Raw genomic sequence first — 25,337 nt, 5'->3', positions numbered from 1 at the left:
TCAGGACTCCTCGGGAACGCTCGGGTGCACGGCGACGACCACCCGGTGGCGGCGGCCCTTCTCGGCCGTCTCGTCGTGGTACTTGGCCACCAGCGTCGTGACGGCGGTGGTGAGCTCCTCGGCGAACGCGGCCCGGTCGGCGGCGGAGGCGAACCGCACCTCGCCGTCAAGGGCGAAGGTCGCGACGCGTTGCTGGGCCTTCGCGGCGCCGGTGATCAGCAGGCCGACGTCACGCACCAGCCGTCCGGCGACGGCGAGCAGCCACCGCGCCGAGAGCCGGTCGGGCGAGCGGGCCGGGTCCGGCTGGACCGCGGCCAGCGCCGTCGGCGAGATGACGTACGAGGCGGCCGTGGCCCGCATCATCCGCTCGGTGACGTTGCCCTTGCGCCGCTCTTCGACCAGCTCCACCAAGCCGTGCTTCTCCAGCGCGCGCAGGTGGTAGTTGACCTTCTGGCGCGGCAGGCCGACGCGGGAGGAGAGCATCGTCGCCGACGCCGGCTCGGCCAGTTCGGCCAGCAGCCGGGCCCGGACCGGGTCCAGCGACACCTCGGCCGCCGCCGCGTCCTCGATCACCGCCACGGGAAACATGCGCCCAGCATCCCGACCGAACAGAGAAGTTGTCAAGAACGCGGTTCTTGTCGGCCGAATGGGTGGGCCTCGGTGGTCGGCCTCTCCTGGTCGGCTGCCCACGACGCCAGCAAGGCCAGGCCGTCCGCGGTCGCCGTGCCGGCGGGCGCGGTGTAGACGTTCAGGAGCAGGCCGGGTTCGGCGGGCAGCTCCATCGACTCGACGTCCAGGTCGAGCCGGCCCACCACCGGATGGTGCAACCGCTTGTGTCCGGACCGGTGAAGCCGGACGTCCCCGGACGCCCACTGCCGCCGGAACAGCTCACTGCCGGCCGACAGTTCACCGACCAGGGCGGACAGCTCCTCGTCGTGCGGATTGCGGCCGGCTTCCATGCGCAGCTTCGCGGCCAAGTCGCAGACGATGCGGTCGTAGTCGACGAAGAACTTTTCCGCCGCTTCGGGCTCCAGGTACACGAACCGCGCGGTGTTCGCCGGCCGTCGCGAGCCGGCCAGCACCGGTGAGTACAGCGCGCGGGCCAGGTGGTTCACGGCCAGCACGTCGTACCGGCTGTTGCAGATCCACGCCGGCGCATCGGTGATGGCGTCGAGCACGCGCCGAAGCGCCGGACGCACCGTCGCGGCGGGTGGCCGGCGGCGTGGACCGCCGGGCACCCTGGACTGCCGCGCAAGGTGGAACAGGTGGTCGCGCTCGGCCTCGTCGAGCTGCAGGGCGGAGGCCAGCGCGTCGAGCACCCCGTCGGAGGCGCCGGCGAGGCTGCCGCGCTCCAGACGCACGTAGTAGTCGACCGAGACCCCGGCCAGGAGAGCCACCTCGCCGCGACGCAGGCCTTTGACCCGGCGGTTGCCGCCGTAAGCGGGCAGTCCGGCCCGCTCGGGCGCGATCCGCGCGCGCCGCGAACTCAGGAACTCCTTGATCTCGGTGCGCAGATCGATCATGGCCACCCCGCCACCGTAGTCCCGGCCTCGCACCGGCGCCTACGTACCGGTCGCGGTGGTGGCGATGCCGCCGTCGACCGGGATGACGGTGCCCGTCAGATAAGCCCCGGCCCGGCTGGCGAGGAAAACGGCGATGCCCGCCATGTCGTCGTCGCGGCCGAGCCGGCGCAGCGGGGCCTTCGCGGCGATCGTTTCGCCGACGGCCTCGAGCGTGGCCGCCATCATCTGCGACGGGAACGGTCCCGGGGCCACCGCGTTCACCGTGACGTGCTGGGGGCCCAGTTCCCTGGCGAGCACCCGGGTGAGCTGGTGGAGTCCGGCTTTGGTGCTGGCGTAGGAGTAGTTGGGCGACTCGGCGACGTGGATGGCGGCGATGCTGCCGATGTTGACGATCCGCGCAGGATCATCGGCGGTGCCCGCCCGGCGCAGGGCCGGCAGCAGCGCCTGCACCAGCCAGAACGGCGACTTGAGGTTGAGATCGACCACCGCGTCCCACGCCTCGTCCGGGAACGTCTCCAGCGGCTCGCGCCACATCGCGCCCGCGTTGTTGACGAGGATGTCGAGGCGATCCGAGCCGGCCATGACGAGATCGGCGAGGCGCAGGCACTCGTCGTGACTGGACAGGTCGGCCGGGAATGCTTGGACATCGCCGAATTCGGACAGCAGCTGCTGCGCCTCCGCGCACGCGTCCGCCTTGCGTGAGCTGATGATCAGGCGGGCGCCCGCCTGCAGCAGCCCGCGCGCGATCATCAGCCCGATGCCCCTGGTGCCACCGGTGACAAGTGCGCACTTCCCGCTCAGATCGAAAAGATCCGCGTGTGTGGTGAACTGATCGGCCGCCATTGGTTCTTCGCCCCGTCCGTCGTGGAAACCTGCGCCGGCCTCTCGCGCGTCCACAGCGGAAGCCCGGGAGCCGGCTCGACCAGGCTGGCAGGCGTCCCGGCCGCCGGGGAGACCCTGGCGATACCGGCACTGCGAGAACCCCCTTGCGCAGGACCGCCGCCGCTCACCCCCGCAGGCGTTCGGCCAGCAGGCCCCGGAAGTTCGGGCACGCCATGAGGTCGTCGTGCGGGCAGTCGCCCTCCAGCAGGTCGAGCGCGGCCTGCGCCCGGGCGATCCGGGCGCGCAGCCGATCCCGCTGCCGGGCCGCCATCGCCGCGCGGTCCGCCGCGGACCGGGCGGTCAGCAGGTCCGCGTCGCTGTAGCGGCGCCGGGCCCCCACGCGGGCCGGGGTCAGCAGCCCTTCCGCCTCCCAGAAGCGCAGCACGTGGGTGACGTCGTGGTCGACGTCGGCTGCGGCAGCGGGCGGGCCGTCGGCGAGCTGGCCGCCCGCGGCGTGCGGGCCATCGGCGTCGACGCCGATCCCGCGATGGTCGAGGTCGCCAGCGAGCGCTGGCCCGCCGGCGAATTCCACGTCGCCGACGCCGCCGCGCTGCCCCTCGGCGACGGCTCGGTCACCGGCTACCGCGCCGACAAGGTCCTGCACGTCCTGCCCGAACCTGCGCTCGCCGTCGCCGAGGCCCGCCGCGTCCTGGCGCCGGGCGGCCGCGCGGTGCTCACCGGCCAGGACTGGGACACCATCGTGATCGACTCCGACGACCCCGCCCGCACCCGCTCGATCGTCCACACGCGCGCGGACGGCATGCCTCACCCGAGGATCGCGCGCCGGTACCGGAACCTGTTGCTGGACAACGGATTCACGGACGTCACCGTGGAGGTCCACACGCTCTTGTGGACGGACGCGACGGCCCTGCCGGTGCTCGCCAACCTCGGCGGCGACGGTGCCTGGCTGGCCGAGCAGGCCACCCGGGCCCGCGACGACCGGCTGTTCGTCGCCGTGCCGATGTTCCTCGCCGCCGGCACCCGAGCCTGAGATCAGCTCCGGTGACTGGCGTTGACCAGCGCGACGACCCGGGGCAGTACCTGGGCCGCGGCCTCCAGCGGGACGACGTGCCCGACGCCGGGCAGCACCACCGCCGTCCCGGCGTCGAGCCCGCGGACCCACTGCTCGACGTCGGACGCGCGCACGATCCGGTCCCGCTCCCCCACGATCGCCGTCACCGGCAGGCCGCTGACCTGCGTCAAGGCCGCTTCGCGCGCGTAGGCGTCCAGGGCCGGGCGGAACAGGGAGACGGTGTGCGGCCAGTTGCCGCGGATCATCTTCACGGTCAGCTCGACCAGGTCCGGGTCCGGGTCGTCGCCGAACAGCCACCAGCGCAGGCCGGCGCTGACCGCCCGGCTGGTGTGCTCGCGCACGACGCCGAAGAGCTTCGAGCCGAGCACGCTTTCCAGGTCGCGGGCCAGCTTCCCCAGCGCGTTCGGCCACGCCGCCGACACCTCGGTCGCCAGCGTGCCCGACGACGTCGCCAGCAGCACCAGCCCGGCCACCCGCGCGGCGAACAGCTCCGGGTGCCGCTGGGACAGCGACATGATGGCCAGGCCGCCCATGTCGTGCCCGACCAGCACCACCCGGCCGGCCGGGACCTCGCGCTCGAGCAGCTCGGCGAGGTCGTCGCCGAGCTGCGCCATCGTCGCGGTGCCGCGCCGCGCCCGCCCCGATCCGCCGTGGCCGCGCTGGTCGTAGGTCAGCACGGCCACCGGCCCGTCCACCGCGTCCGGCACCAGCGGGGCGATCCGGCCCCAGCTGCGCTGGTCGAGCGCGTAGCCGTGGACGAAGACCACGGCCACCGGCGCGGCCGGGTCGCCCCGGCGGATGACCTGCAGGGGCGTGCCGTCGGCGAGCGCGAACCCGGTCATCAGGACGTGCGCAGGAACCGGTCGAGCACCCGGGTGCCGAACTTCAGCGCCTCGACCGGGACCCGCTCGTCGACGCCGTGGAACAGCGCCGAGAAGTCGAGGTCGGCCGGCAGCTTGAGCGGCGCGAACCCGAAGTTGCGGATGCCGAGCTGCTGGAACGACTTGGCGTCGGTGCCGCCGGAGAGCATGTACGGCAGCGTCTTCGCGCCCGGGTCCTCGGCCAGGACCGCGGCGGTCATCGCGTCCACGAGGGCGCCGTCGAAGGTCGTCTCGACCGGCGGGAGCTCCATCCACTCCTTCTCGATGTCCGGGCCGAGCAGCTCGTCGAGCTCGCGGTCGAACGCTTCGAGGCGGCCCGGCAGGATGCGGCAGTCGACCGCGGCCTCGGCGACCGACGGGATGACGTTCGACTTGTACCCGGCGGTGAGCATCGTCGGGTTGGCGGTGTCGCGCAGGGTCGCGCCGATCATCCGGGAGATGTTGCCCAGCTTGGCGACCGAGCCCTCGAGGTCGTCCTCGGGGAAGTCCCAGCCGGTGATCTCGGTGACGCCGGCGAGGAACTCCTTGACGGAGTCGGTGAGCACGAGCGGGAACCGGTGGTTGCCGAGCTTCGCCACCGCTTCGGCGAGCTTGGTGACGGCGTTGTCGCGGTGGATCATCGAGCCGTGCCCGGCGGTGCCGCGCACGCGCAGCTTCATCCAGCGGATGCCCTTTTCGGCGGTCTCGATGAGGTACGCGCGGACGTCGTCCTTGAGCGTGATGGAGAACCCGCCGACCTCGCTGATCGCCTCGGTGACGCCCTCGAACAGCTCGGGCCGGTTTTCGACGAGCCACTGGGCGCCGTACTGGCCGCCGGCCTCCTCGTCGGCCAGGAAGGCGAAGACGAGGTCACGCGGCGGCACGACGTTGTTCAGCTTGTAGTGCCGGGCCAGCGCGAGCGCCATCCCGCACATATCTTTCATGTCGACCGCGCCGCGCCCCCAGACGTAGTCGTCCTGGACGGCGCCGGAGAAGGGGTGCACCGACCACTCGGACGGATCGGCGGGCACGGCGTCGAGGTGCCCGTGGATCAGCAGCGCCCCCCGGGACCGGTCGGCCCCTTCGAGCCGGACGAAGACGTTGTGCCGGTTCTTCCCGCCCGACTCGACGTAGGTGATCTCGTACCCGGCATCGGTCAGCTTTTCCGCGACGTACTCGGCGGCCGTCCGCTCGCCGACCAGCGTGTCGGGGTCACCGGTGTTGGTGGTGTCGATGCGGATGAGCTCACTGGTCAGCGTGACGGCCTCGGCCGCGGCGGCTTCGATCAGGTTCGGTTCGGTCACCGGCCATTCCTATCACCCGGATGGCCGGATGCGCTGGCTGCGCGCCTGCTGAGACGGTCGCGGTCCTCGACGGAGGCGTCGACCCGCGACGGCGCGCATCGACCGCACCACGCTCCTCTCTGTGCCAAGCCCGGGCGTATCAGGCGGGTCGGCCAAGTAGGCGTGGGCCGGTGAACTGACCGGTCCAACGACCCGTAGACAAGGTCCCCACGTGCGTCGCGACCCACCATTCGGCCCCGGCCGATTTACTGGACGGGTAACCACGCCAGCTGCCACCGGCTAGTCGGCCGCCGTCAACCGAGCGCCGCGCGACGACTTTCTCGACAATTTCTAGCCGCACCACGCCGACGCCATCGAAATACAGATATCACCCTCCAGTTGCTACTGCTCGGCACCGAGCTGGCCCGCGTCAGCCGATGGACCGCCGGCCGAGCACGACCGGGTGCCCGGCCGGCCAGTCGGCAACGACGGCAGAGATCACCGCCTCCGGCAACGGAGCGTAGTTGCCGGAGGCCAGATCGGTGCCCAGCAGGTCCACGGGTCCGCGAGGATCGGGCAGCAGCAGCTCACCGGACAGGGCCCGACGCGCCCGTGTCCGGTCGGGAGCGGAGGCCGGGAGGTGACCGTGAGCAGTGATGGCCTGCAGCATCGGCGGCCTGCGCGGCAGCCCGGGCATGGGCGCGTACCAGGCGAGCGAGCACGCGGTGATCGGCCTGACCCGCACCGCCGCGCACGACTTCGGGCCGCTCGGCATCCGCGTCAACGTGCTGGCCCCGGGGCCCGACGGAGACCCGATGCTCGACGAGCTGCGCCGCACGATCCCGGGCGGGGTGGAAGCGGTTCGCAGAGCACAGGTGCGGCACGGGTCGTCGTCGCTCACGTTCACACCTCGGCCTCGACCGCCGGCCGGCGGGTGATGAAGTAATCGCACAGGAACGCGGCGGCCAGGCCGCCGGCGAGCGGGCCGGCGAGGTAGGCGAAAAGCTGCGACCACGCGGCACCCTGGCCGGCGAGGACCAGCACCGCGTCCGGGCCGAACGTGCGGGCCGGGTTCACCGAGGCGCCGGTGAGCGGACCGAAAACCATGATCTGGGTGGCCAGCGCGAGCCCGATCCCGATCCCGGCCACGCCCCTGGGCGCGTTCGGCGCGACAGCCAGCGCGAACACCGCCGTGACCAGGATGAAAGCGCCGATCGCCTCGGCCACCAGCGCCTGGACGTAGCCGGCACCGGTCCCGAAGGTCGTGGCCCCCGGCCCGGCGGCGATGGCCGTGTCGGCGTAAGTGGCATAGACCAGTGCGGCACCGAGCACACCGCCGGCGAGCTGCGCGACCACGTAGGCGGGGACCTCCCGCCAGGAAAACCGGCCACGCGCGGCCAGCGCGACGGTGACCGTCGGGTTGAAGTGCCCGCCCGACACCGAACCGAAGGCGTAGATCGCGATGGCCAGTGCGAGCCCGTGCGCCAACGCGACGATCAGCAGACCGGGCCCACCCGCACGGGCCGCCGCGACGGACACCGCGGCGCCGATGCCGAACAGGCACAGGATGGCCGTACCGGCGAGCTCCGCCAGCAGGCGACGGACCGGGAAGATGGTCATTGACTCGTCCTTTCCTTGCGCCACAAGGGATCGGGACGGCGGCAGAGACAGACTTCAGCGGCGTCACATGCCGGCAGACACCGCCGGCATGTCTCCGTAACTGATTGGTAAGAACCACTGGAAACCGGTCTCCGGCCTGGGATCTCCGCGCTCCTCGACCCTTCCGGCTCGACCGGCGGCAGTCAGCGTCGCAGCCGCGCGAGGAGGAGGTCCGGGTTGTTCCCGGCCAGGTTGGCGCCGTTGGTGACGTAGACCCGGTTGCCCCGTACGGCTACGGCGGTGGTTCCCTGCATGCCGTCGTCCGCGTCGAGCAGGACTTCTTGGCTGCCGTCCGAGCCGACTCGCACGAGCTTGCTCGTCTGGTTGATCGCGGCGAGGATCTCGGTGCCCCGGCCGGTGAAGTCGAAGTCGTCGATGCCCGCCAGCCCCGTCGCCCGGACCTGGGCGCGGCCGGGGCCACCGCCGGCGGTCACCGGGATGCGGACGACGGTGCCGCGGTCGGAGTTGCTCGCCCACACGGCGCCGTCGTGGACCTTCAGGCCGTTGGCGCCGAAGAAACCGTCCGGTGACAGCGCCGGGTCGGCCGACCAGACGGAAGCTGCACCGCCACTCAGCGGAGCCTGCCAGATGCGCCCGCCGGCGGAGTCGGTGACCAGGAAGCGGTCCCGCTCGCGGTCGATGACCAAGGCGTTCGGCATCGTGCCGGCGGGCAGCGGCACCACGCGCCGGGGCGCCCCGGCGCGGCGGAGCTGCCAGATTCCGGTCAGCCCGCCCCGACCGGAGGAGTAGAGGAAGTACACGGCGCCGCGGTCCGACCGCGCGACCCCGGTGACCACAGGGGTCCCGATGACCGGGGTGGTGCCGCCGCCACCCGGCGGCAGCGGCATGGTGGCGAGCACCCGGACCGTCCCGTCCGGCGCGACCCGCACCACCTGCCGGGCGGGGATCATGCCGATGATCACGCCTCCCCCGGGTTCCAGGGCGACGCTTTCGGCGACCTGGCCCGCGGCGCGGTCGAAGCGGGCGAGAACACGCACGTCACCCAAGCGGGTACCGGCGGCACGGTGCGGCGAGGCCGCGAAGGCGTCCGGTGCCGTGACGCCCGCGGCGAGGAGAACGGCGAAGGCGAGCACGGCGGCGCGCCGCCACAGGCCGGTGGGCCGGAGAGGGGACATGGCTTCCTTTCGTCCGGAAACCGGGTGCCGACGTGGTCGAGCTGTCCCGGGAGGGATGGGCCGGTCAGGGGGTGAACAGTTCCTGGCCGAGCACGGCCAGCAGCTCCAGCTGGGAAACCGCGGCGGTGCCCGGCGCGGGTGAGTACACGATCAGGCGCTGGTCCTGCCGGGCGGTGGCCAGGACGTCGAAGTCGAGCTCGAGGAGGCCGACCGAGGGGTGCAGGATGCGCTTGCGGTCGCTGCGCCGGACCGCGACGTCGTGCCGGTCCCACAGGCGGGCGAACTCGGCGCTTTCCGCACGCAACGCCTCGACCAGCCGCACCGCCGCGCGATCGGCGGGACGCGCCGCGAGGGTCGCCCGCAGGTCGTCCACCTGTGCCCGGCTCTCGTGCTCGTGGTCCTCGGCGGGATAACGCCGGCGCAGGTCCGGGCCGGTGAACCACCGGTAGGTGCAGCTGCGGGCGAGACCGCGGAACTGCGTCTGCTCGCCCAGCAGCGCATCCGCCATCGGATTCTGCGCGAGGACGACGTTCAGATCGGAGGCGATCAGGGCCGGCAGCCCCGCCAGCCCGTCCAGCAGCCGCAGGAGGCCCCGGCCGACGTGCTCGTCCCCACCCGTCCGCGGTGGCGCGTGGTGACCGGCAAGCCGGAAGAGGTGGTCGCGTTCGTCGGCCGTCAGCCGCAGCGCCCGAGCCAGCGCGGCGAGCAGCGCGACCGACGGCTGGGGCCCGCGTGCCTGCTCGAGCCGGGCGTAGTAGTCCGGTGACATGCCGGCGAGCTGGGCGACCTCGAACCGGCGAAGCCCCGGAGTCCGCCGCCGGCCACCGGCGGGAATCCCGACGTTCCCCGGCTGGAGCAGCGCCCGCCGGCGCCGGAGGAAGTCCGCGAGTTCGTTCCGTTCCACGCCTTCATCCTGATCTTCGCGCGAAGGGACAACCAGGACTCGTCGGTACCACCTTGCCCCGAACGACCACTCCGCCGGCAGAACAGCGTCGGCCGATCCCGGGCCCCGTCCCGGTCGTGCGGGACTACGCCGGGTTCTCCGCGACGGCGAGGTAGTCCGTGTAGATCTGCGGCGAGCCCGAGAACGAGGCCAGCTGCTTCCACTCCTCGTACATCTGCTTGGTGTCCCGGTGGACGGCCGCGAACTCCGCAGCCTCGCCGGTGGCGATGTCGGGCTCGGGGTAGAAGACGTCCAGCGCGTCCAGGCTCGCGATCTCCATCATCATCACGTACTGGTCGAGGCGGTTGCCCCGCTCGCCCTTGAGCACGTGGAACCGCCAGTCCGGGTAGTCGTCGATCCGGTGGTGGTTCTCGGCGATGAACCGGTCGAACATCTCCTCGGTCACCCCGGCGCGCAACGCCAGGTTGTGGATCCCGATCACCCGGGCGACGGGCTCCTCCCCCGGACGGTCGCGGTAGCGGGGGCCGGGCGTGACCGTGCTCCGCGGGTTGTCGGCCAGCAGCCGGTAGTCGGTGAACAACGTCGGCAGCTCACCGTATGTGCCCAGCCGCCGCCACCGCGCCAGCACCGCCTCCGCCTCCGGGTGCTGCGCCTAGAACTGCCGGGCCGGCTCGGTCTGCTCCCCCCGGGCCGTGACGTAGCGGTCGCGCTGCTCGGCGCTTTCGATCTCGTACAACATCAGGTACTGCCCGGTCCGCTCTCCACGCAACCCGCGCAGCAGCGTCCACCGCCACCCCGGGTACAACGGCAGGTGAACGCCTTCACCACGCACGAAGGTCTCGAACTCCTCCGGCGTGACACCAGCCTCCGTGTCGATGGCGATGTACTGGAAAGTGAACACCGACGAGCGTCCCATTGCGTCCAATCCTCGGGCCGGAAAGGGAACGCGCGTCCGACAAGCACGACTCCCCGCCACCACATCCTGCCAGCTCCAGCGCAACGGGGCCCGCCCCGCCGGACGCGATCCGACTGTTCGTGAGGTCGACCAGCGCCAGCGCCGGCGCGGCCGGAAGGTCGGCGCTGGATGCCCGGCGGGCAGCCCGTCCAGAAGTATTTGCCGGTACAGGTAGACCGGGCACCACGTCGGCAAGCCGGCCGAACAGTTCACGGCGATCCGTCCGGTGTCATACCGCCGCCACCACGAGAGGTGTCGCAAATATTCACCCGAATGTTTTCTTGCCGACAAAGGTGAGATTTGCTATCAGAACGCGGGTTGGTCACCGTCACGGATCGACGCACCAAGGAACGTCCACAGTGGACGCCGGCGGGCCGACGCGGCGAGGTAGCCGCGGACGGTCGGCGGCTTCGGTCACCGGCCATTCCTCTCGCCCGGAGGGCCGGATGCGCTGGCTGCGCGCCTACTGAGAACGACACCAGAACATGAAACGAATTCGGCTACTTGCCGGTACGTTCCGTCGCGGACGGCTGGTGGACTGTCTACCATGTCGTCAATCTCGAAGGCCCGCCTCGTCGCCGCCGGCGTCGCCTCCTCCGTTCTGCTGATGCTCGGCAGCGCCGGCGCCGCCGATGCCCGCCCCGCCGCGGACTGGCAGGCCACCGCCGCCGCGAGCGCGCCCGCCTACGCCACCTGGATCGCCGACGTCACCGCCATCACCACACCCGCCGCTCAGTACCTCGAACAGCGGCTCGGCGTGCCGGGCGGGCGGCCCGCGATCGTGCTCGACATCGACAACACCAGCCTGGAGACCTACTACTCCGGCGGTCTCACCACCCCGGCGGTCAAGCCCGTCCTGGCGCTCGCCACCCTCGCCAAGGCCAAGGGGACCGCGGTCTTCTTCGTCAGCGACCGCACCGAACTGCTCAGGTGGCCCACCGAAGGCAACCTCAAGGCGGTCGGATACGCCTTCGACGGGCTCTACCTGCGTCCCTTGTTCAACTTCGATCCCGTGCAGGCCAACAAGACCAAGGCCCGGGCCGCCATCGAACAGGCCGGCTACACCATCGTCGCGAACATCGGCAACAACACCACCGACCTCGACGGCGGTCACGCCGAGCGGACCTTCAAGCTCCCCGACTACGGCGGCACGCTCTCCTGACCTTCAGGCGACCGGCGCGATCGTCTCCCCCGCGACCGGCGGGCAGGTGAGCAGCCGGTGCTCCCCTGCGCCCGTGTCGACCACGCACGCCAGCAACCGCACCGCCTCGCGGCCGACGGCCCGGCGCGGCACCTCGAAGCCGCTGACCTCCGGGCCCGCCGTTCCGCCCGGTGGGCGGCCCAGCACCGCCAGCGAGACGTCGCCGGGGACCTGCACCGCCGCCGCGAGCAGAGCTTGCCGCGTCGCGGCGAACACCGCTTCTTCCACCACCAGTGCGGTCACGCCCTCGCCGAGCCAGCCGCGGATCACCTCGGCGCCCAGGCCGGTGCCGTCGGTGCGGACCACCAGGCCGGTGCCGGTGCGGATGCCGCGTTCACGTTCGCGCGCCGCCGGGGTGTCGGCCGGGTCGCGCAGGTAGCACACCCGCCGGTGTCCCGCCCGCGACAAGCGGGCGAGCACGTCCGCCGAGGCCGCCGCGTAGTCGACGTCGACGAAGGGAACGCGGGCGTCCGTACGGCGTCCGATGTGGACGATCGGGAACCCGGGGGCCGGCAGCTCGCCGGGGACGGGGTCGCCGAGGAACAGGCAGCCGTCGGCGAGGCGGGTGCGACGGGCCGTCGCCGGGCCCGAGCCGGTGAACACGATGAGGTCCTTGCCGAGCGCGGCCGCCTCCGCTTCGACGCCGGCGAGGACCGGCTGGTGCGCCTCGAACGCCGGGCCTGCCGTGCAGATGCCGAAGAGGTCGTGGAAAGCGGGCCGTTTCACGAGCGGGTCGGCGTACCCGAGCCGCCGGGCGGCCTCCAGCACCCGCAGCCGCGTCGACTCGGCCAGCCGGACCCCGGTGCGGTTGCCGCCCAGCACCACCGAAACCGTCGCCTGGGAAACCCCGGCCACACGGGCGATGTCGGCCTGCCGCACCCTGCCCATCGGGCACCTCGCTCGCCGGTCGCGGGGGTCAGCTGATCGATTCAGACTGCAATTCCGCCCGGGGACCGTCAACGGTTTTGCCCGAAACTCCAGCAGATCCGGCCCGGCCTTACTGACACGTGTCACTCCGCGGCCCCGTGGCAGGATGCGGCCATGCCTTCCCTGCCCCTCGACGGCGTCACCGTCGTGTCGTGCGAACAGGCCGTCGCGGCGCCGCTGGCCACCCGCCACCTGGCCGACCTCGGGGCCCGGGTGCTCAAGATCGAGCGGCCGGGCAGCGGCGACTTCGCCCGCGCCTACGACGAAACCGTGCACGGCCTCTCCAGCCACTTCGTCTGGCTCAACCGGTCGAAGGAGAGCGTCACGCTCGACCTCAAGAGCGACGCCGCGCCCGCCGTGATGGCCGCGCTGCTGGACCGCGCCGACGTGTTCGTGCAGAACTTCGCCCCCGGCGTCGCCGACCGGCTCGGGCTCGGCGCCGCGGCCCTGCGCGCCACGCGGCCACGGCTGATCACGTGCTCGGTGTCGGGCTACGGCTCGAGCGGGCCGTACCGGGACGCGAAGGCGTACGACCTGCTCATCCAGTCGGAGGCCGGGCTGGTCTCGGTCACCGGGTCCGCGGCGGAGCCGGCCAAGAGCGGCATCCCCGCCGCGGACATCGGCGCGGGCATGTACGCCTTCTCCGGCATCCTGTCCGCCCTGTACGACCGCGAGCGCACCGGGCGCGGCACGGAGCTGGAGGTCAGCCTGTTCGACTCGCTGGTCGAGTGGATGGGCTTCCCGCTCTACTACGCCGGTTACGGCGGGACGCCGCCCCCGCGCACCGGCACCAGCCACGCCGCGATCGCGCCGTACGGCACCTTCGCCGCGGGCGACGGCACGGAGCTGGTGCTGGCCGTGCAGAACGACCGCGAGTGGGCGGCGTTCTGCGAGCACGCCGTCGCCCGCCCGGAGTGGGTCACCGACGAGCGGTTCGCCACCGGCAGCGCGCGCGTCGCGAACCGGGCCGCGCTCGAACGCGAGATCGACGCGATCTTCGCGACGCTGACCGGCACCGAACTGGAGACACGCCTGAGCGCGGGCCGGATCGCCCACGCCCGCCGCCGCGAGCTCCCCGAAGTCCTGGCGCACCCGCAGCTCACCGCGCGCGACCGGTTCGCCGAGGTGCCGACCCCCGGCGGGCCGGTCCGGGCGACGCTGCCGCCGATCACGGTCCCCGGCCGGGCACCCCGGATGGATCCGGTGCCGGCGCTGGGCGAGCACACGGACGCGGTCCTGGCGGAGTTCGGCTTCGACGCGGAGGCGTTGCGGCGTCAGGGAGCCGTGTAGCGCAGGGCGATTTTGTGCTCGCGTGGACGGCCCGTCTCGACGAAGCCGAGCCGTTCGTAGAACGCCTTCGCGCGCGTGTTGACGTGGAGGACCTCGAGCACCACGTCCTGGCCGCGCGACGCCGCTTGCGCCATCAGCTCCCGGACGAGGTGCCCGCCGATGCCGCGGCCCTGGTACCGCGGGTCGAGCTCGATCAGGCCGAGGACCACTTCGGCGCCGGCGTCGAGGACGGTCAGCGCCCCGGCGTCGTAGCCGTCGGCGGTGATGATCCGCGTGTGCGCCGCGTCGAAGTTCTTCTCGTGGTAGCTGCGCTGCACCGGCTCGTCCCAGCCCCAGATCGCGTCGACGTACTCGCCGAGGGCGCTGCGGTGCAACCGGTAGCAGAACTCGGCGTCGCCCGGCCTCAGCTGCCGCAGCTCGATCCGGTGGTCCACGGCTTCACTCCTCCCCGAGGATGCGGCGGGCGCGGGCCAGCACCGGCCTGTCCACCATCCGGCCGTCCACAACGGACACCGCAGCCCCCGCCGTCACCACGCGGCGGGCCCAGTCGAGCTCGGCCTCCGTCGGGGCGAAGGCGGCTCGGGCCGGGGCCACCTGGCGCGGGTGGATGCAGAGCTTGCCGCCGAAGCCCAGACGGCGGGCGTAGCGGACGTCGGCTTCGAGCCGGGCGTCGTCGCGCAGGTCCGTCGTGACGCCGTCGACCGGTGGGGCGAGGCCGGCCGCCGCCGAGGCGATCACCAGGCGCGAACGCGCGTAGGCGAACGACTCGAGGTCTTCCGGGGAGACGCCGAGCTCCGCGGCCAGGTCGACGCTGCCGAAGGCCAGCCGCGTCACCGACGGCACGGCCGCCAGCTCGCCGGCGCGCTCCACCCCGGCAGCCGTCTCGACCAGGGCCACCACCTCGCGGAACCCGGCGAGCGCCCCAGGGATTTCGGCCTTCGGCACGACCACCGGGACGCCCCGCGCCGCCACCAGTGCGGCGTCCGCGTCGAACCACGGGGTGCCCGGCGCGTTGATCCGGACCAGCGCGCGGTGGCTTTCCAGCCACTCGCCCACCGCGGCCCGCGCGGAGTCCTTGGCCGCCGGGGCGACCGCGTCCTCCAGATCCAGGATCACCGCGTCCGCGCCACTGGCCACCGCCTTGCCGAAGCGGTCGGGCCGGTCACCGGGCACGAACAGGAACGTCGTCGCGGCCACCCGGCCACGATAACGAACCGCCGCGGGTAAGGGATCCGCCGGCCGTGGAGTGCGTGATCACCCGATGCGGCCGCCGGCCCCTCAGGCCGATCGTGGAGCCCACGAGGAAAGGAGCCGCCATGCGAGGCGACTGGATCCACGACTGGGTGCAGGTGGAGATGGACTACCGGGCCGGGCCGCTCCCGGCGCCGGTGGTGCGGGCGACGCGGGAGCGGCGGCCGGGGAAGCCGTGGTGGGCGGCGTTGTTCCGGCCCCGCCGGGTCCGGCTGCCGCAGGTGTGACGGCGGTCAGCGGGCCGCGGCGTGGACCCGCTCGACGACCGGGAGCAGGCCGTCCAGGCCGGGCAGGACCGCGTCGGCCACCGCCGGGTCGTGCGGGTCGCCGTGGCGGTTGATCCACACGCGCGGGACGCCCAGCGCCCGGGCCGGCACCATGTCGTGGAAGTGGCTCTGGGCGACGTGCACCCAGTTCGCGGCGGTCGCGTCGAAGGACGCGGCGAACCGCCGGAAGGGGCCGTGGCCGGGCTTGTACTCGCCCGCGTCCTCCGCGGTCACGATCGCGTCGACGGGGACCGCGAGCCGCCGCTGGGTCTCGCCGATGAGGTCGCGGTCGCAGTTGGTCAGCAGGGCGAGCCGCCAGCCCGCCTCCCGCAACCGGGCGAGCGCCGCCCGCGTGTCGGGGAAGACCGGCCAGTACGGCAGCCCGGTCCCGAGCACGGACGCGTCGTCGGGCCCCAGCTCCAGGCCGGCTTCGGCCGCGGTCCGGCGCAGCGACTCGGCCAGCACCTCCCGGTACCGCCGCACCGGCGTCTCGGCCTGCACCTGCGGCTCGAACCGGTTGTAGACCTCCAGCAGTTCGGCGCCGCGGCCGGGGAACAGCAGCTCGATCCCGGTGGCGATGCCGTGCCGCCAGTCCACCAGCGTGCCGAAGCAGTCGAACGTGGCCCAGCGGATCATCGTGCGCTCTCCTCCCGGTCGGTCGGGTCCGCGTCGATCTTCGCGGAGGCCGCGCCCGTCCGCGACCGCCAGGGGCGTCAGCCGGCGAAGCGGCCCACCGCCACGAAAGCCGCCAGCAGGAGCAGCACGACGTTCATCGGGAGCGCCTTCGTCTCCTTCCGCCGCGCGTGCACGACGATCGCCCCCACCTGGACGACCGCCAGGCCGGTGGCGGCCAGCGGGGTCAGCACCGGGGCGATGTCCAGCGCCCACGGCAGGATCAGCCCGAGCGCGCCGAGGATCTCGACCGCGCCGATGCCCTTCACCGTCGTCTCGGAGAAGTCCGCCACCCAGCCCATGTTGGGGTTTTCCAGGAGCTTCTCCCGCGGGGTGGCGAGCTTCATGCCCCCGGCGAACAGGTACAGCACAGCGAGCAGCCCGGCCGCGATCCACAGGACGACGTTCACGCCTTACCTCCGGTTCAAAAGAAAGTAGTTGAACACTACACCTCTTTCCGGAGGGCCTGTCTCAACTTGGCCGGACCGTGACCGACTCGCCGGGCCGGAGCGTGACCGCCCGCCGCCAGGTGCCCGCCCGCACCTCGGTGCGCGTCCCGCCGACGCTGCGCAGCACCGCCCGGGTGACCTTCCCCGCGCGCCATTCGAGGTCCAGCTCGAACCCGCCGCGGACGCCGATGCCGGTCACGCGGCCCGAGGCGGCCCACGCGGCGGGCAGCGCCGGCAGCAGTTCCAGCACCCCCGGCCGGGAGTAGGCCAGCATCTCCACCATCGCCGTGGGTGCCCCGAGGTTCGCGTCGATCTGGAAGATCGTGTAACTGCCCTGGCTGTACATGTCGAAGAAGTTCGGCGCGGTCCCGTTGCCGTTGGCCACCGACGGGCGCAGCACCGTCAGCAGCAGCCGGTACGCGCGGTCGGCGTCCTTGAGCCTCGCCCAGCACGCCGATCGCCACGCCGTCGCCCAGCCGTAGCTGTCCATTCCGCGGGCGGTCAGCAGCGCCCGCACGCCGCCGAGCAGCTCGGGCGGCGCCGTGTCGGCCGCGATGCGGTCGCCCGGGAAGAAACCGATCAGCGGGGACAGGTGCCGATGGGTGGTCTCGCCGAGGTTGTCCGGCGACATCCACTCCTCGAGCCAGCCGGTCACCGGGCTCACCTTCGGCAGGTACAGTCGCTTCTGCAGCCCGGCGATCCGGTCGCCGTACGCGCGGTCGCGACCGAGGACCGCCACCGCTTCGCGGTAGTGCTCGAACAGGTCCCAGACGATCTCCTGCGCGTAGGTGATCCCGCGGGTGTCCTGCGGCCCGTGCTCGGGCGACCAGTCGTGGTCGTCGACGAGCACCTCGCGGCCATCGACGGTCATCGGGACCAGCCGCGCCGCCCAGAACTCGCACGCCCCCTTGAGCAGCGGGTAGATCCGCGCGAGGTACGCCTTGTCCTGGGTGAAGGCGTAGTGGTCCCACAGCGAGTTGCACAGCCAGGCGTTGCCGCCGGGGTGCCACCACCAGCCCGAGCCGCCGTAGATGTTGGTGGAGAATGCGACCGCCCAGCCGTCGACCTTTCCGCTCGTGTTGCGGAAGCGGTTCCTCGGGTCGTTGAACAGCCGTTTCGTGCTGTCCGTCCACACGGGAAGCTGCGCGAGGCAGTAGTCGGCCAGGGCAGTGAAGCTCCCGGGCAGCGCCGCGCGGTCGGCCAGCCAGTAGTTCATCTGGACGTTGATGTCGGTGTGGTAGTCGCTCATCCAGTCGGGCGAGTTGTTGTTCTGCCAAAGGCCCTGCAGGCCCATCGGCAGGCCGTCGCGCGAACCGGTGATCGTCAGGTAGCGGCCGAACTGCAGGTAGCTCGCCTCGAGCTCGGGGTCGGGCGTCGCGGGGTCGTCGTGCCGGGCGACCAGCCGCGACCACGTGTCGAGCGCCCGTTTCGCCGGCGGCGACTGGCCGAGGTCCACGCTCATCCGGTCATACAGCCGCCGGTAATCGGCGACGTGCGTGGCCCGCAGCGCACCGCCGCCGGCCGCCAGTGCCGCAGCCGCCTTGCGCTTCGCCAGGGCCAGGGGGTCGAGGGATGCGTCGAGGAACTTCCGCGCCGCGTCGGGCACGTAGTTCGTGCCCCCGCTGAACACGATGACGACGTCGCTGCCACTGAAGGTGAGCCCGCCGGCCACGGTGCACGCGTACTTCAGGCCGTTGGCGAACGTGCCGGTGAACGCGCCCGCGCCGGCGGCCGGCTCGCCGCGGGTGGGCTCCAGCGACACCGACCCGGTGACCGGGCCGCCGCTGAGCCGGACCACCACGACGTCGTCGGGATGGCTCGCGAAGTACTCGCGGCGGTACCGCACGCCCTGGTGCCGGTAGGTGATCACGACCAGGCCGTTGCTCAGGTCGAGCGTGCGCCGGTAGTCCGTCACGCCGGTGTGGGCCGGGACGGCGATCCGCAGCTTCGCGAGCAGGCCGAGCGTGCCGAAGTTGCCGGTGTCGTAGGGGAACTGGCCGTCGTCCTGGAGGACGTCGTTCGGGCCGCCGGTCCACAGCGACGCGTCGGCCAGGTAGAGGAAGTCGGCGGCCGGGTCGCCGCCAACCAGCGCACCGATCCGACCATTGCCGATCGGCAACCCCTGCTGGATGATCTTGTCCTCGCTCGCGGGCGCCGGGTACCACAGGGTCGTGGCCCGCCCTTCGGGAACCAGGTCCGCACCGGCCGGGCGAACGACGTCCGCGTGAGCTGTAAAGGGGTTCAGCCCGCCCAGCGCAACACCGGCGCCGACCGCGCCACCGCGCTTGAAGAAGGTCCGCCGCGACGGCGGGAGAGGCAGTTCCGGCATGGGTCATCCGTTCGGCGTGGGCGGAAAACGGCCGTCAAAGCCCGCCAAACATATGACCTATCCGGTCGGGTGGTCAAGAATCTTCGCGATGGACCGGTGTCCCGTGACCGGCTTGCTCGGCCAGGTACTGCCGGAAGGTGATCTCGCCGTCGCGGTGGCCGGGCGCGAGGTGGCCGCCGCCGGCGTAGGCCCGGAACGTCTCCCCCGGCACCTTCACCGGCACGATCCGCCGGGGCCGGCCGCCGGCCTCGACGACCGCCGCCGCCAGCTCCGCCGCCGGGAGGATCTCCGGCCCGCCGAAGTCCGGCGCGCGGCCCGCCGGCTCGGCCAGGGCGAGGTCCGCGAGCCGCCTCGCCACGTCCCATACGTCCACCGGCTGGAACGAGATCCGCGGCACCGGCACCACCGGCAGCCGGGACGCACTCGCCAGCAGGCCGCGGACCAGGCCGTGGAACTGGGTGGCGCGCTGGACGGTGACAGGCAGCCCGGAGGCGGCGATGAGCTCCTCGGTTTCGTGCTTGGCCCGGTAGTAGCCGAGCGGCACGCGGTCGACGCCGACGATCGAGACGTAGACCAGGTGCGGAGCACCGGCCCAGCGCGCCGCCTCGACCAGCGTGCGGGCAAGGGCCGCTTCGCGCCCGAAGTAGTCGGTGGCGCAGTGGACGACCACGTCCACCCCGGCCACCGCACTGTCGATGCCGCGGCCGGTCCGCAGGTCGCCCCGGACGACGTCCGGGCCCGGGCGCCGGCTGAGCACGCGGACCTCCTCCCCCGCCGCCCGCAGCCGCGCCACGACCGCCGAGCCGAGCCGACCGGTGCCGCCCGTGACCAGGATCCGCACGCCGACCACCTCCAGCGCCATCCTGGCACGGCGGTGCCCGCCGGGAAACGGCTTCCCGGCGGGCACCCCGGTCGTGCTTCAGTTGCGGACGATGGTGAAGGTGGACGTCGTGTTGCGGATGTCCTGGTCGTTGTCGCTCAGCGTGAGCCCGGTGAAGGTCGCCGAGCCGACGGCCGGGCCCTGATTCGGTTCCGGCAGCTCGTTGACCCAGATGCCGATCCCGGACTTCGCGTCGAAGGCGTCCCCGCTGCGGTGCGCGCCGGTGATCGACACGTTCGTCAGCACGGTGTCCTCGACCGGGTGCTCCGGCGTGGTGCCGTCGTACTTGGTCTGGAACATGATGCCGCTGTAGGTCGGGCTCTGGATGTCCACATCGGACACCCGGATGCCGCGGAACTCCTTGGACGCGGAGAACAGCCAGATCGCCGGGAAGGTCTGCTGGCCCCAGAAGTGGCCGCCGTCCCGGACGAGCGAGGCGTTCTGGACCGTCGTCGGCTGCGGCCCGAACCCGAGGAACGGGTAGCCGAAGTCGAGCGAGCTGATCGTGATCGCCGAGTACGTCAGCGTGTCCGCGATGTAGAGGTTGCGGAAGGTGTTGTTGTACCCGCCGTACACCGCGAGCCCGGCCGCGCGCCACGGCGTGAGCGCGGTCAGGTTCTCGAACACGTTGTCGTACTGGTTGCCCTGGTTGATGTCCGTGGCGGCGAACAGCGCGAAGCTGTCGTCGCCGGTGGACCGGGCCTCGTTGTTGGTGACGTGGTTGCCGGTGCTGCCGTTGGTCAGGTTGACGCCGTCGGCGAAGGTGTCGCGGATCCGGGAGTTCTTGATCGTGGTGTTGTCCACGTTCGTGCCCCACACCATGACCACCTGGTGCTCCACCCAGATGTTGTCGATCGTCAGGTTTGCGACGTTCGTCAGGTTGAACACCTTGCCGGGGCCGTCGATGCGGGAGGTGTAGTTGCCGAACACCGCGAACCCGCTGAACGTCGAGCCGTTGGCGCTCGACTGGACGTCGATGCCGATGTCGGTGTTCTCCTGCCCCGCCGGCGCGGAGAACTTCGTGAACCACGACCCGGCGCCGGTGAGCGTCACGGCCTTGCCGTAGACGTTGAGCTTGCTCGACAGCGGGTAGTTCCCGGCCGGCAGGTAGACCCCGGTCAGGGTGGCGTCCTGCCGGACCTTGTCGAGGGCGTTCTGGACGTCCTGCTGGGTGAACCCGGCGGGCACCGCGAAGTGCGCCGGGTCGGGGTTCGCCTGCGCGGTCGCCTGTTCGAAGCTGACGAAGTCGATCGCGTAGTTCGTGGTGTTCGCGGCGTCCTTCTGCAGCTTGATCCGGCTGCCGGCGGGCACGGTGGTGCCCAGCAGCGCGCTGGCCTCGTCGTAGATGTGCCGCGGCCCGGCGCCCGGCGAGTTGCCCGGGCCGGTTTCGGCCCCGTAGAGCCACGCGTAGTGCGAGGTCAGGTCGATCGCCTTGAGGAAGGTGCCGTTCACGTACACGTTCAACGTCGAGTCGATGCCCCCGCCGCCCGCGGCGTCCGGGATGGAGAACCGGGTGACCAGGGTGTTGGTCGCCGCGCGGGTGGTGAACTCGACCGAGGAGCCGGTCGAGTTCAGCGTGACGGCCTTGCGGCCCGACGCCTCGCCGGCGAGGTCGCCGATCGTGCGGTTCGGTCCGATCACCGAAGCCCCGCCGGCCACGACGCCGTCTTCGGCCTCGTACATGTCGTAGGGCATGTTCGCGCCCCGGCCGGCGAACAGCTGCTGCGTGCTGGTGTTGTTGCCCTGCTTGACGGGCAGCTCGTTGGTGTCGTTCGCGACGACCGTCTTCACGGTGTACCGGCCGTTGGCCGCGGTCCAGGTGCCGACGGTCACCGGCGCCGCGGTGGCGCCGGCGGCGATGGTCCCGGTGTAGCTGCCGCTGAGCGTCTTGACGACCGTCCCGTTCTGGTCGGTGATCGTCACCGTGACGCCGTGGGCGCCGCCCGCGGACGCGACCGTGCCCTGGTTGCGCAGGGTCGTGGTGAAGGTGACCGTGTTCCCGGCCGACGGGTTGCCCGGCGACCACGCCGTCGCCGCGACGAGGTCGGAGCTCTGCACCGGGCTGACGACCAGCGCGGTCGAGGCGGTGTAGGAGTTGTTGGCTTCGTTCTGCTCGATGACGGTGTTGGCCTCGTCGACCTTCGCGGTCAGCTGGTAGCTGCCCGCGTCCCGGGCGCCGATGTTCGCCGGCACCGTCGCCGAGGCGCCGGCCGCGAGCGCGCCGGCGTTCGCCGTGCCGACCTTGGTCGTGCCGAGGTAGAAGTTGACGGTGGTGGCGCCGGAGGCCGCCGTCCCGGCGTTGCGGACGGTCGCCGACGTCGTGATCGCGTCGGTCTCCACCGGGTTCTGGGGCGACCAGGACACGCTAGAGACCGTCAGGTCCGGGTTGGGTGCGGGGACGCCGAAGACCTGGAACTCCGCGGCCTGCCCGCCGCCCGAACCGGAGTTGGCGGTGACGCGCAGGCGGACGTCGGCGGCGCGGCCGCCGAGCGGGATCGTCACGGTGTTGCCGGTCGCCGGGCTGAAGCTGTAGGTCTGCGCGGGGACGAGGGTGGTGAACGCGGACGCGCTCTGCTCGCGGCCTTCGACGGCGATCGTCTGGGTTCGCGGGCCCCACGCGGGGTCGGGGTTGAGCTTGACCACGACCTGGTTCAGGTCGGCGTTCGAGCCGAGGGCGACGGTCAGCAGGTTCGGGTAGGTCCCGCCGCCGCCTTCCCAGTAGGTGGTCAGGGAGTCGTCGTTGGCGTTGCCCGCGACGTAGGTCCACTCGGTCGAAGACGCCGTGATCGGCTTGCCCAGCGCCAGGTTCGTACCGGCCTGGGTGCCGGTGCGCGTCACGGTGCCGCTGTCCGCCGACTGATTGCCCGCGGCGTCCTTCGCGCGGACGAAGTACGAGACCGTCGCGGAGTCGGGCTGGTTGTCGGTGTAGGTCAGGACGTTCCCGGCAACGCTGCCGCGGAGCTGGTTGTTCGCGTAGACGTCGTAGCCCGTGACGCCGGTGTTGTCGGTCGACGCCGACCAGGTGAGCCGGATCTGCCCGCTCGCCGGCTGGGTGTAGGCGAGGTTGCCGGGCGCCGACGGCGGCTGGGTGTCACCGCCGGCGGGGCCGTGCACCTCGAACTCCGCCAGCTGGGCGGCGGGCCAGCCGGTGTTGGCGGTGACGTTCAGCCGGACGTACCGGGTGTTCGCGGTGAGGTTGACGGTGACGGTGTTGGCCGTCGCCGGGTCGAAGCGGTAGCCCGCGGACGGGACCAGATCGCTGAAGCCGGTGCCGTTCGTGCTGCCCTGCACCGCGAAGGTCTCGGTGCGGGCTTCCCAGTTCGCGGGCAGCTTGAGCACGAGCTGGGCGACGTTGGTGGCGGCACCGAGGTCGGCCTGGACCCACTGCGGGAACTGGTTGTTCGTGCTTTCCCAGTAGGTGGCCTGGTTGCCGTCGCCGACGTTCGAAACGGGGTAGCCGGCGAGCTGGCTGCTCGCGGTGTAGGTCGCCGCGGCGGCCTGGACGGCGACCGGGGCGGCTGCGGAGGGGGCCGGAGCAGCGCTCGCGGCCACGGCGGGCGCCGCGAGGAGCAGGGACAGGGCGGCGTAGGTGGCCGCGCGCGACAGAAGCCGCTTCGTTCTCATGGGGTTCCTCTGGTCCGGGGGGAGGAGGGAGAGGGCAGGAGCGAAGACCGGGTGCTCCTGACAGCTGCCCCGATTTCTCGCGTCGCTGTCAGGTTCTTGCGTTGATTCGTCCAAGAGTTACAGTGACGTGGGTCTCAAGTCAACGTCCGGACGCGGAAAAGGCCTCCTCGCCAGAGCCGAGGAGGCCTTTTCGGAAGGAGGGTCAGGAGCGGACGGCGCCGAGCCGGATCGCGTGGGTGCCGGGCGCGTTCACCGGGTCGCCGCAGTGCGCGCAGACGGTGGCCGGGACGAGGACCTCGCCGCAGGCGTGGCGCCAGAGCGTCGGCGGTTCGCCCTGGTGGACGTACCGGTCGCCCCAGGCCATCAGGCCGAGCAGGATCGGCTGCAGCGCGCGGCCGGCCTCGGTCGGGTGGTACTCGTGGCGCGGCGGGTGGTCCTCGTACTGGACCTTCTCGAGGACACCGGCGTCGACGAGCTTGCGCAGCCGCGCGGCCAGGATGTCCCGGCTGGCCCCGGTGTTCTCGGCGATCTGGTTGAACCGCCGCTCCCCCAGCATGATCTCCCGCAGGGCCAGTAGGCTCCACCGCTCGCCGACGACCTCGAGAGCCTCGGCGACCGAGCACTCGCGACCACGCCGCACCATGCCACCTCCACGGGGTTGAAAATCCAACCTAGCACGTCAATCCCCCTGTGACCTGCCGAACAGGTGAGTTGTGGAATCCAACTCACCGGGCGTATACCGGGACCATCCCCATCTGCGAGGAGGCAGACGCCATGACGGACGCGGTGATCGTCGACGCGGTACGGACCCCGATCGGCAAGGGCAAGCCGAACGGCACCCTGGCCGGCGTGCACCCGGTCGACCTGCACGCCCACGCCCTGCGCTCACTGGTCGAGCGAACCGGCGTCGACCCGGCCCGGATCGACGACGTGATCAGCGGAGCGGTCGGCCAGATCGGCGAGCAGAGCATGAACACGGCCCGCTGGGCGGCGCTGGCGGCCGGGCTGCCGGAATCGGTGCCGGCGGTGACCGTGGACCGCCAGTGCGGCAGCAGCCAGCAGGCCCTCCACTTCGCGGCCCAGGGCGTGATCGCCGGCGCGTACGACGTCGTGATCGCTTCCGGCGTGGAGTCGATGAGCCGGGTACCGATGGGCAGCCAGATGGCCGGACGCGACCCGTTCGGCCCGCAGATCGCCACGCGCTACCCGGACGGCCTGGTACCCCAGGGCATCAGCGCGGAGCTGATCGCCGCGAAGTGGGGCTTCACCCGGGCCCAGCTGGACGAGTTCTCCGCGGAAAGCCACCAGCGCGCGGCCAAGGCATGGGCGGACGGAAAGTTCGCGGGCGAAGTCGTCCCGCTCAAGGCCCCCGGCCCCGACGGCACGCTGCGAGAGGTCACGACCGACGAGACCGTCCGGCCCGGCACCACCCCGGAGATCCTCGCCGGCCTGAAGCCGGCGTTCCGCGCGGACGTCTGGGAGCAGCGCTTCCCGAACCTCGGCTGGCACATCACGGCGGGCAATTCCTCACCGATCAACGACGGCGCGGCAGCACTCCTCATCACGAGCGGCGAGACGGCGGCAGCGCTGGGCTTGAAGCCCCGAGCCCGGATCCACAGCTTCGCGGTGGCCGGCGACGACCCCCTGTTGATGTTGACGGGCATCATCCCGGCCACCCGCAAGGTCCTGGCGCGCGCGGGTCTCGACGTGGCGGACATCGACGCGTTCGAGGTCAACGAGGCATTCGCCAGCGTGGTACTGGCCTGGCAACGCGAGCTCGGAGCAGACCCGGCCAAGGTGAACATCAACGGCGGCGCAATAGCCCTGGGCCACCCCCTGGGGGGCAGCGGAGCAAGGCTGGCAACAACGCTGCTGTCGGTCCTGGAGCAGACCGGCGGCCGCTACGGCCTCCAGACAATGTGCGAGGCAGGCGGCCTGGCCAACGCAACGATCATCGAACGCCTGGACTGACCACGCGCCACGGCCGCCATCCCGCCCGCGGCCGCGGCCGCGGCCGCCGCCACCGCTCGTAGCCGTGGCCGCGACGCACGACCGAGCCACAACGGAACCCAGGCCCCCGCAACCCCGATCCGAAGCCAGAACACGGCCGGCGGCATCTTGTCAAGGCACGCTTTTGAAGTGCTCCGAGGCTTCCGGACACGTCTTCCAAGTAGACTGCTGGAGGATCCGGAGGAGTGTTTCATGGCCAGGAG

The 25,337-nt window shown here is 72.0% G+C and carries 27 protein-coding genes; 6 read left to right on the top strand and 21 right to left on the bottom strand.

Annotation, left to right across the window (positions count from 1 at the left end):
• The 4 genes from AB0M93_RS39150 to AB0M93_RS39135 form a co-directional block, all read right to left on the bottom strand.
• The gene (locus AB0M93_RS39150) at positions 1 to 588 is read right to left on the bottom strand and encodes a helix-turn-helix domain-containing protein (protein ID WP_364284043.1); all 588 of its coding nucleotides are present in this window, start codon (positions 586 to 588) and stop codon (positions 1 to 3) included.
• A gap of 32 nt (positions 589 to 620) precedes the next feature.
• Entirely contained in the window at positions 621 to 1,529 is a 909-nt protein-coding gene (locus AB0M93_RS39145; protein ID WP_364284041.1) for a helix-turn-helix transcriptional regulator, read from the bottom strand.
• A 33-nt stretch (positions 1,530 to 1,562) separates the two neighbouring features.
• Entirely contained in the window at positions 1,563 to 2,366 is an 804-nt protein-coding gene (locus AB0M93_RS39140) for an SDR family oxidoreductase (protein ID WP_364284038.1), read from the bottom strand.
• A gap of 163 nt (positions 2,367 to 2,529) precedes the next feature.
• Positions 2,530 to 2,790, bottom strand: coding sequence for a MerR family transcriptional regulator (locus AB0M93_RS39135; protein ID WP_364284035.1), 261 nt, complete (start codon positions 2,788 to 2,790; stop codon positions 2,530 to 2,532).
• Here AB0M93_RS39135 and AB0M93_RS39130 point away from each other — a divergent pair, their 5' ends adjacent.
• Positions 2,791 to 3,396, top strand: coding sequence for a methyltransferase domain-containing protein (locus AB0M93_RS39130; RefSeq protein ID WP_364284033.1), 606 nt, complete (start codon positions 2,791 to 2,793; stop codon positions 3,394 to 3,396).
• Between the two features lie 2 nt (positions 3,397 to 3,398).
• On the opposite strand, the gene AB0M93_RS39125 is transcribed toward AB0M93_RS39130, so the two are convergent.
• From AB0M93_RS39125 to AB0M93_RS39115, 3 genes are all read right to left on the bottom strand, one after another.
• The gene (locus AB0M93_RS39125; RefSeq protein WP_364284030.1) at positions 3,399 to 4,280 is read right to left on the bottom strand and encodes an alpha/beta hydrolase; all 882 of its coding nucleotides are present in this window, start codon (positions 4,278 to 4,280) and stop codon (positions 3,399 to 3,401) included.
• Complete coding sequence (locus tag AB0M93_RS39120) at positions 4,280 to 5,602, bottom strand: M20/M25/M40 family metallo-hydrolase (protein ID WP_364284027.1); 1,323 nt, start codon at positions 5,600 to 5,602, stop codon at positions 4,280 to 4,282. The genes AB0M93_RS39125 and AB0M93_RS39120 overlap by 1 nt, the downstream gene beginning before the upstream one ends.
• 409 nt (positions 5,603 to 6,011) lie before the next feature.
• Positions 6,012 to 6,140: a hypothetical protein gene (locus AB0M93_RS39115; RefSeq protein WP_364284024.1), complete on the bottom strand. Its 129-nt coding sequence runs from the start codon at positions 6,138 to 6,140 to the stop codon at positions 6,012 to 6,014.
• Positions 6,141 to 6,237: 97 nt separating this feature from the next.
• On the opposite strand from AB0M93_RS39115, the gene AB0M93_RS39110 reads away from it, so the two are divergent.
• Positions 6,238 to 6,519 (top strand): SDR family NAD(P)-dependent oxidoreductase, encoded by a 282-nt coding sequence (locus AB0M93_RS39110; protein ID WP_364284022.1) that lies wholly within the window; start codon positions 6,238 to 6,240, stop codon positions 6,517 to 6,519.
• Here the strand turns inward: AB0M93_RS39110 and AB0M93_RS39105 are convergent.
• From AB0M93_RS39105 to AB0M93_RS39085, 5 genes are all read right to left on the bottom strand, one after another.
• Positions 6,485 to 7,201, bottom strand: coding sequence for an MIP/aquaporin family protein (locus tag AB0M93_RS39105; protein ID WP_364284019.1), 717 nt, complete (start codon positions 7,199 to 7,201; stop codon positions 6,485 to 6,487). The genes AB0M93_RS39110 and AB0M93_RS39105 overlap by 35 nt on opposite strands.
• A 182-nt stretch (positions 7,202 to 7,383) precedes the next feature.
• Complete coding sequence (locus AB0M93_RS39100) at positions 7,384 to 8,376, bottom strand: hypothetical protein (RefSeq protein ID WP_364284016.1); 993 nt, start codon at positions 8,374 to 8,376, stop codon at positions 7,384 to 7,386.
• Positions 8,377 to 8,440: 64 nt separating this feature from the next.
• A complete protein-coding gene (locus AB0M93_RS39095; RefSeq protein WP_364284013.1) occupies positions 8,441 to 9,280 on the bottom strand; it encodes a helix-turn-helix domain-containing protein in 840 nt (279 codons plus the stop codon).
• Positions 9,281 to 9,404: 124 nt separating this feature from the next.
• Positions 9,405 to 9,908, bottom strand: coding sequence for a hypothetical protein (locus AB0M93_RS39090; RefSeq protein ID WP_364284010.1), 504 nt, complete (start codon positions 9,906 to 9,908; stop codon positions 9,405 to 9,407).
• Positions 9,909 to 9,932: 24 nt separating this feature from the next.
• The gene (locus AB0M93_RS39085; RefSeq protein WP_364284007.1) at positions 9,933 to 10,196 is read right to left on the bottom strand and encodes a hypothetical protein; all 264 of its coding nucleotides are present in this window, start codon (positions 10,194 to 10,196) and stop codon (positions 9,933 to 9,935) included.
• A gap of 586 nt (positions 10,197 to 10,782) precedes the next feature.
• On the opposite strand from AB0M93_RS39085, the gene AB0M93_RS39080 reads away from it, so the two are divergent.
• On the top strand, positions 10,783 to 11,397 hold the full coding sequence (locus tag AB0M93_RS39080) for an HAD family acid phosphatase (protein ID WP_364284005.1): 615 nt from the start codon (positions 10,783 to 10,785) through the stop codon (positions 11,395 to 11,397).
• Between the two features lie 3 nt (positions 11,398 to 11,400).
• Here the strand turns inward: AB0M93_RS39080 and AB0M93_RS39075 are convergent, their stop codons facing one another.
• Positions 11,401 to 12,324: a LacI family DNA-binding transcriptional regulator gene (locus tag AB0M93_RS39075; protein WP_364284002.1), complete on the bottom strand. Its 924-nt coding sequence runs from the start codon at positions 12,322 to 12,324 to the stop codon at positions 11,401 to 11,403.
• A 153-nt stretch (positions 12,325 to 12,477) separates the two neighbouring features.
• On the opposite strand from AB0M93_RS39075, the gene AB0M93_RS39070 reads away from it, so the two are divergent.
• Positions 12,478 to 13,653, top strand: a complete 1,176-nt coding sequence (locus tag AB0M93_RS39070; protein WP_364283999.1) for a CaiB/BaiF CoA-transferase family protein — start codon at positions 12,478 to 12,480, stop codon at positions 13,651 to 13,653.
• Here AB0M93_RS39070 and AB0M93_RS39065 read toward each other — a convergent pair.
• Both AB0M93_RS39065 and AB0M93_RS39060 read right to left on the bottom strand, forming a co-directional pair.
• The gene (locus AB0M93_RS39065) at positions 13,638 to 14,087 is read right to left on the bottom strand and encodes a GNAT family N-acetyltransferase (protein ID WP_364283996.1); all 450 of its coding nucleotides are present in this window, start codon (positions 14,085 to 14,087) and stop codon (positions 13,638 to 13,640) included. The genes AB0M93_RS39070 and AB0M93_RS39065 overlap by 16 nt on opposite strands.
• A gap of 4 nt (positions 14,088 to 14,091) precedes the next feature.
• The gene (locus tag AB0M93_RS39060) at positions 14,092 to 14,850 is read right to left on the bottom strand and encodes a CoA ester lyase (protein ID WP_364283993.1); all 759 of its coding nucleotides are present in this window, start codon (positions 14,848 to 14,850) and stop codon (positions 14,092 to 14,094) included.
• A 119-nt stretch (positions 14,851 to 14,969) separates the two neighbouring features.
• On the opposite strand from AB0M93_RS39060, the gene AB0M93_RS39055 reads away from it, so the two are divergent.
• Positions 14,970 to 15,131 carry a hypothetical protein gene (locus AB0M93_RS39055; RefSeq protein WP_364283991.1) on the top strand — a complete coding sequence of 54 codons (162 nt, stop codon included), beginning with the start codon at positions 14,970 to 14,972 and terminating at the stop codon, positions 15,129 to 15,131.
• Between the two features lie 6 nt (positions 15,132 to 15,137).
• On the opposite strand, the gene AB0M93_RS39050 is transcribed toward AB0M93_RS39055, so the two are convergent.
• From AB0M93_RS39050 to AB0M93_RS39025, 6 genes are all read right to left on the bottom strand, one after another.
• On the bottom strand, positions 15,138 to 15,806 hold the full coding sequence (locus AB0M93_RS39050; protein WP_364283988.1) for an HAD family hydrolase: 669 nt from the start codon (positions 15,804 to 15,806) through the stop codon (positions 15,138 to 15,140).
• A 77-nt stretch (positions 15,807 to 15,883) separates the two neighbouring features.
• The gene (locus tag AB0M93_RS39045) at positions 15,884 to 16,252 is read right to left on the bottom strand and encodes a DoxX family protein (protein ID WP_364283985.1); all 369 of its coding nucleotides are present in this window, start codon (positions 16,250 to 16,252) and stop codon (positions 15,884 to 15,886) included.
• Positions 16,253 to 16,313: 61 nt separating this feature from the next.
• The gene (locus AB0M93_RS39040; protein ID WP_364283982.1) at positions 16,314 to 18,620 is read right to left on the bottom strand and encodes a glycoside hydrolase N-terminal domain-containing protein; all 2,307 of its coding nucleotides are present in this window, start codon (positions 18,618 to 18,620) and stop codon (positions 16,314 to 16,316) included.
• A 73-nt stretch (positions 18,621 to 18,693) separates the two neighbouring features.
• Positions 18,694 to 19,482: an NmrA family NAD(P)-binding protein gene (locus AB0M93_RS39035; RefSeq protein ID WP_364283979.1), complete on the bottom strand. Its 789-nt coding sequence runs from the start codon at positions 19,480 to 19,482 to the stop codon at positions 18,694 to 18,696.
• A 57-nt stretch (positions 19,483 to 19,539) separates the two neighbouring features.
• On the bottom strand, positions 19,540 to 23,124 hold the full coding sequence (locus AB0M93_RS39030) for a discoidin domain-containing protein (protein ID WP_364283976.1): 3,585 nt from the start codon (positions 23,122 to 23,124) through the stop codon (positions 19,540 to 19,542).
• Positions 23,125 to 23,326: 202 nt separating this feature from the next.
• Positions 23,327 to 23,767 (bottom strand): helix-turn-helix domain-containing protein, encoded by a 441-nt coding sequence (locus AB0M93_RS39025; protein ID WP_364283973.1) that lies wholly within the window; start codon positions 23,765 to 23,767, stop codon positions 23,327 to 23,329.
• Positions 23,768 to 23,898: 131 nt separating this feature from the next.
• On the opposite strand from AB0M93_RS39025, the gene AB0M93_RS39020 reads away from it, so the two are divergent.
• Positions 23,899 to 25,095 carry a thiolase family protein gene (locus AB0M93_RS39020; protein ID WP_364283970.1) on the top strand — a complete coding sequence of 399 codons (1,197 nt, stop codon included), beginning with the start codon at positions 23,899 to 23,901 and terminating at the stop codon, positions 25,093 to 25,095.
• Positions 25,096 to 25,337: the final 242 nt, after the last annotated feature.

It is taken from the genome of Amycolatopsis sp. NPDC051102 (genome assembly GCF_040682815.1).
In the GTDB taxonomy this organism is placed as follows: Bacteria; Actinomycetota; Actinomycetes; order Mycobacteriales; family Pseudonocardiaceae; genus Amycolatopsis.
This window is presented reverse-complemented; position numbering and strand designations above follow the sequence as displayed.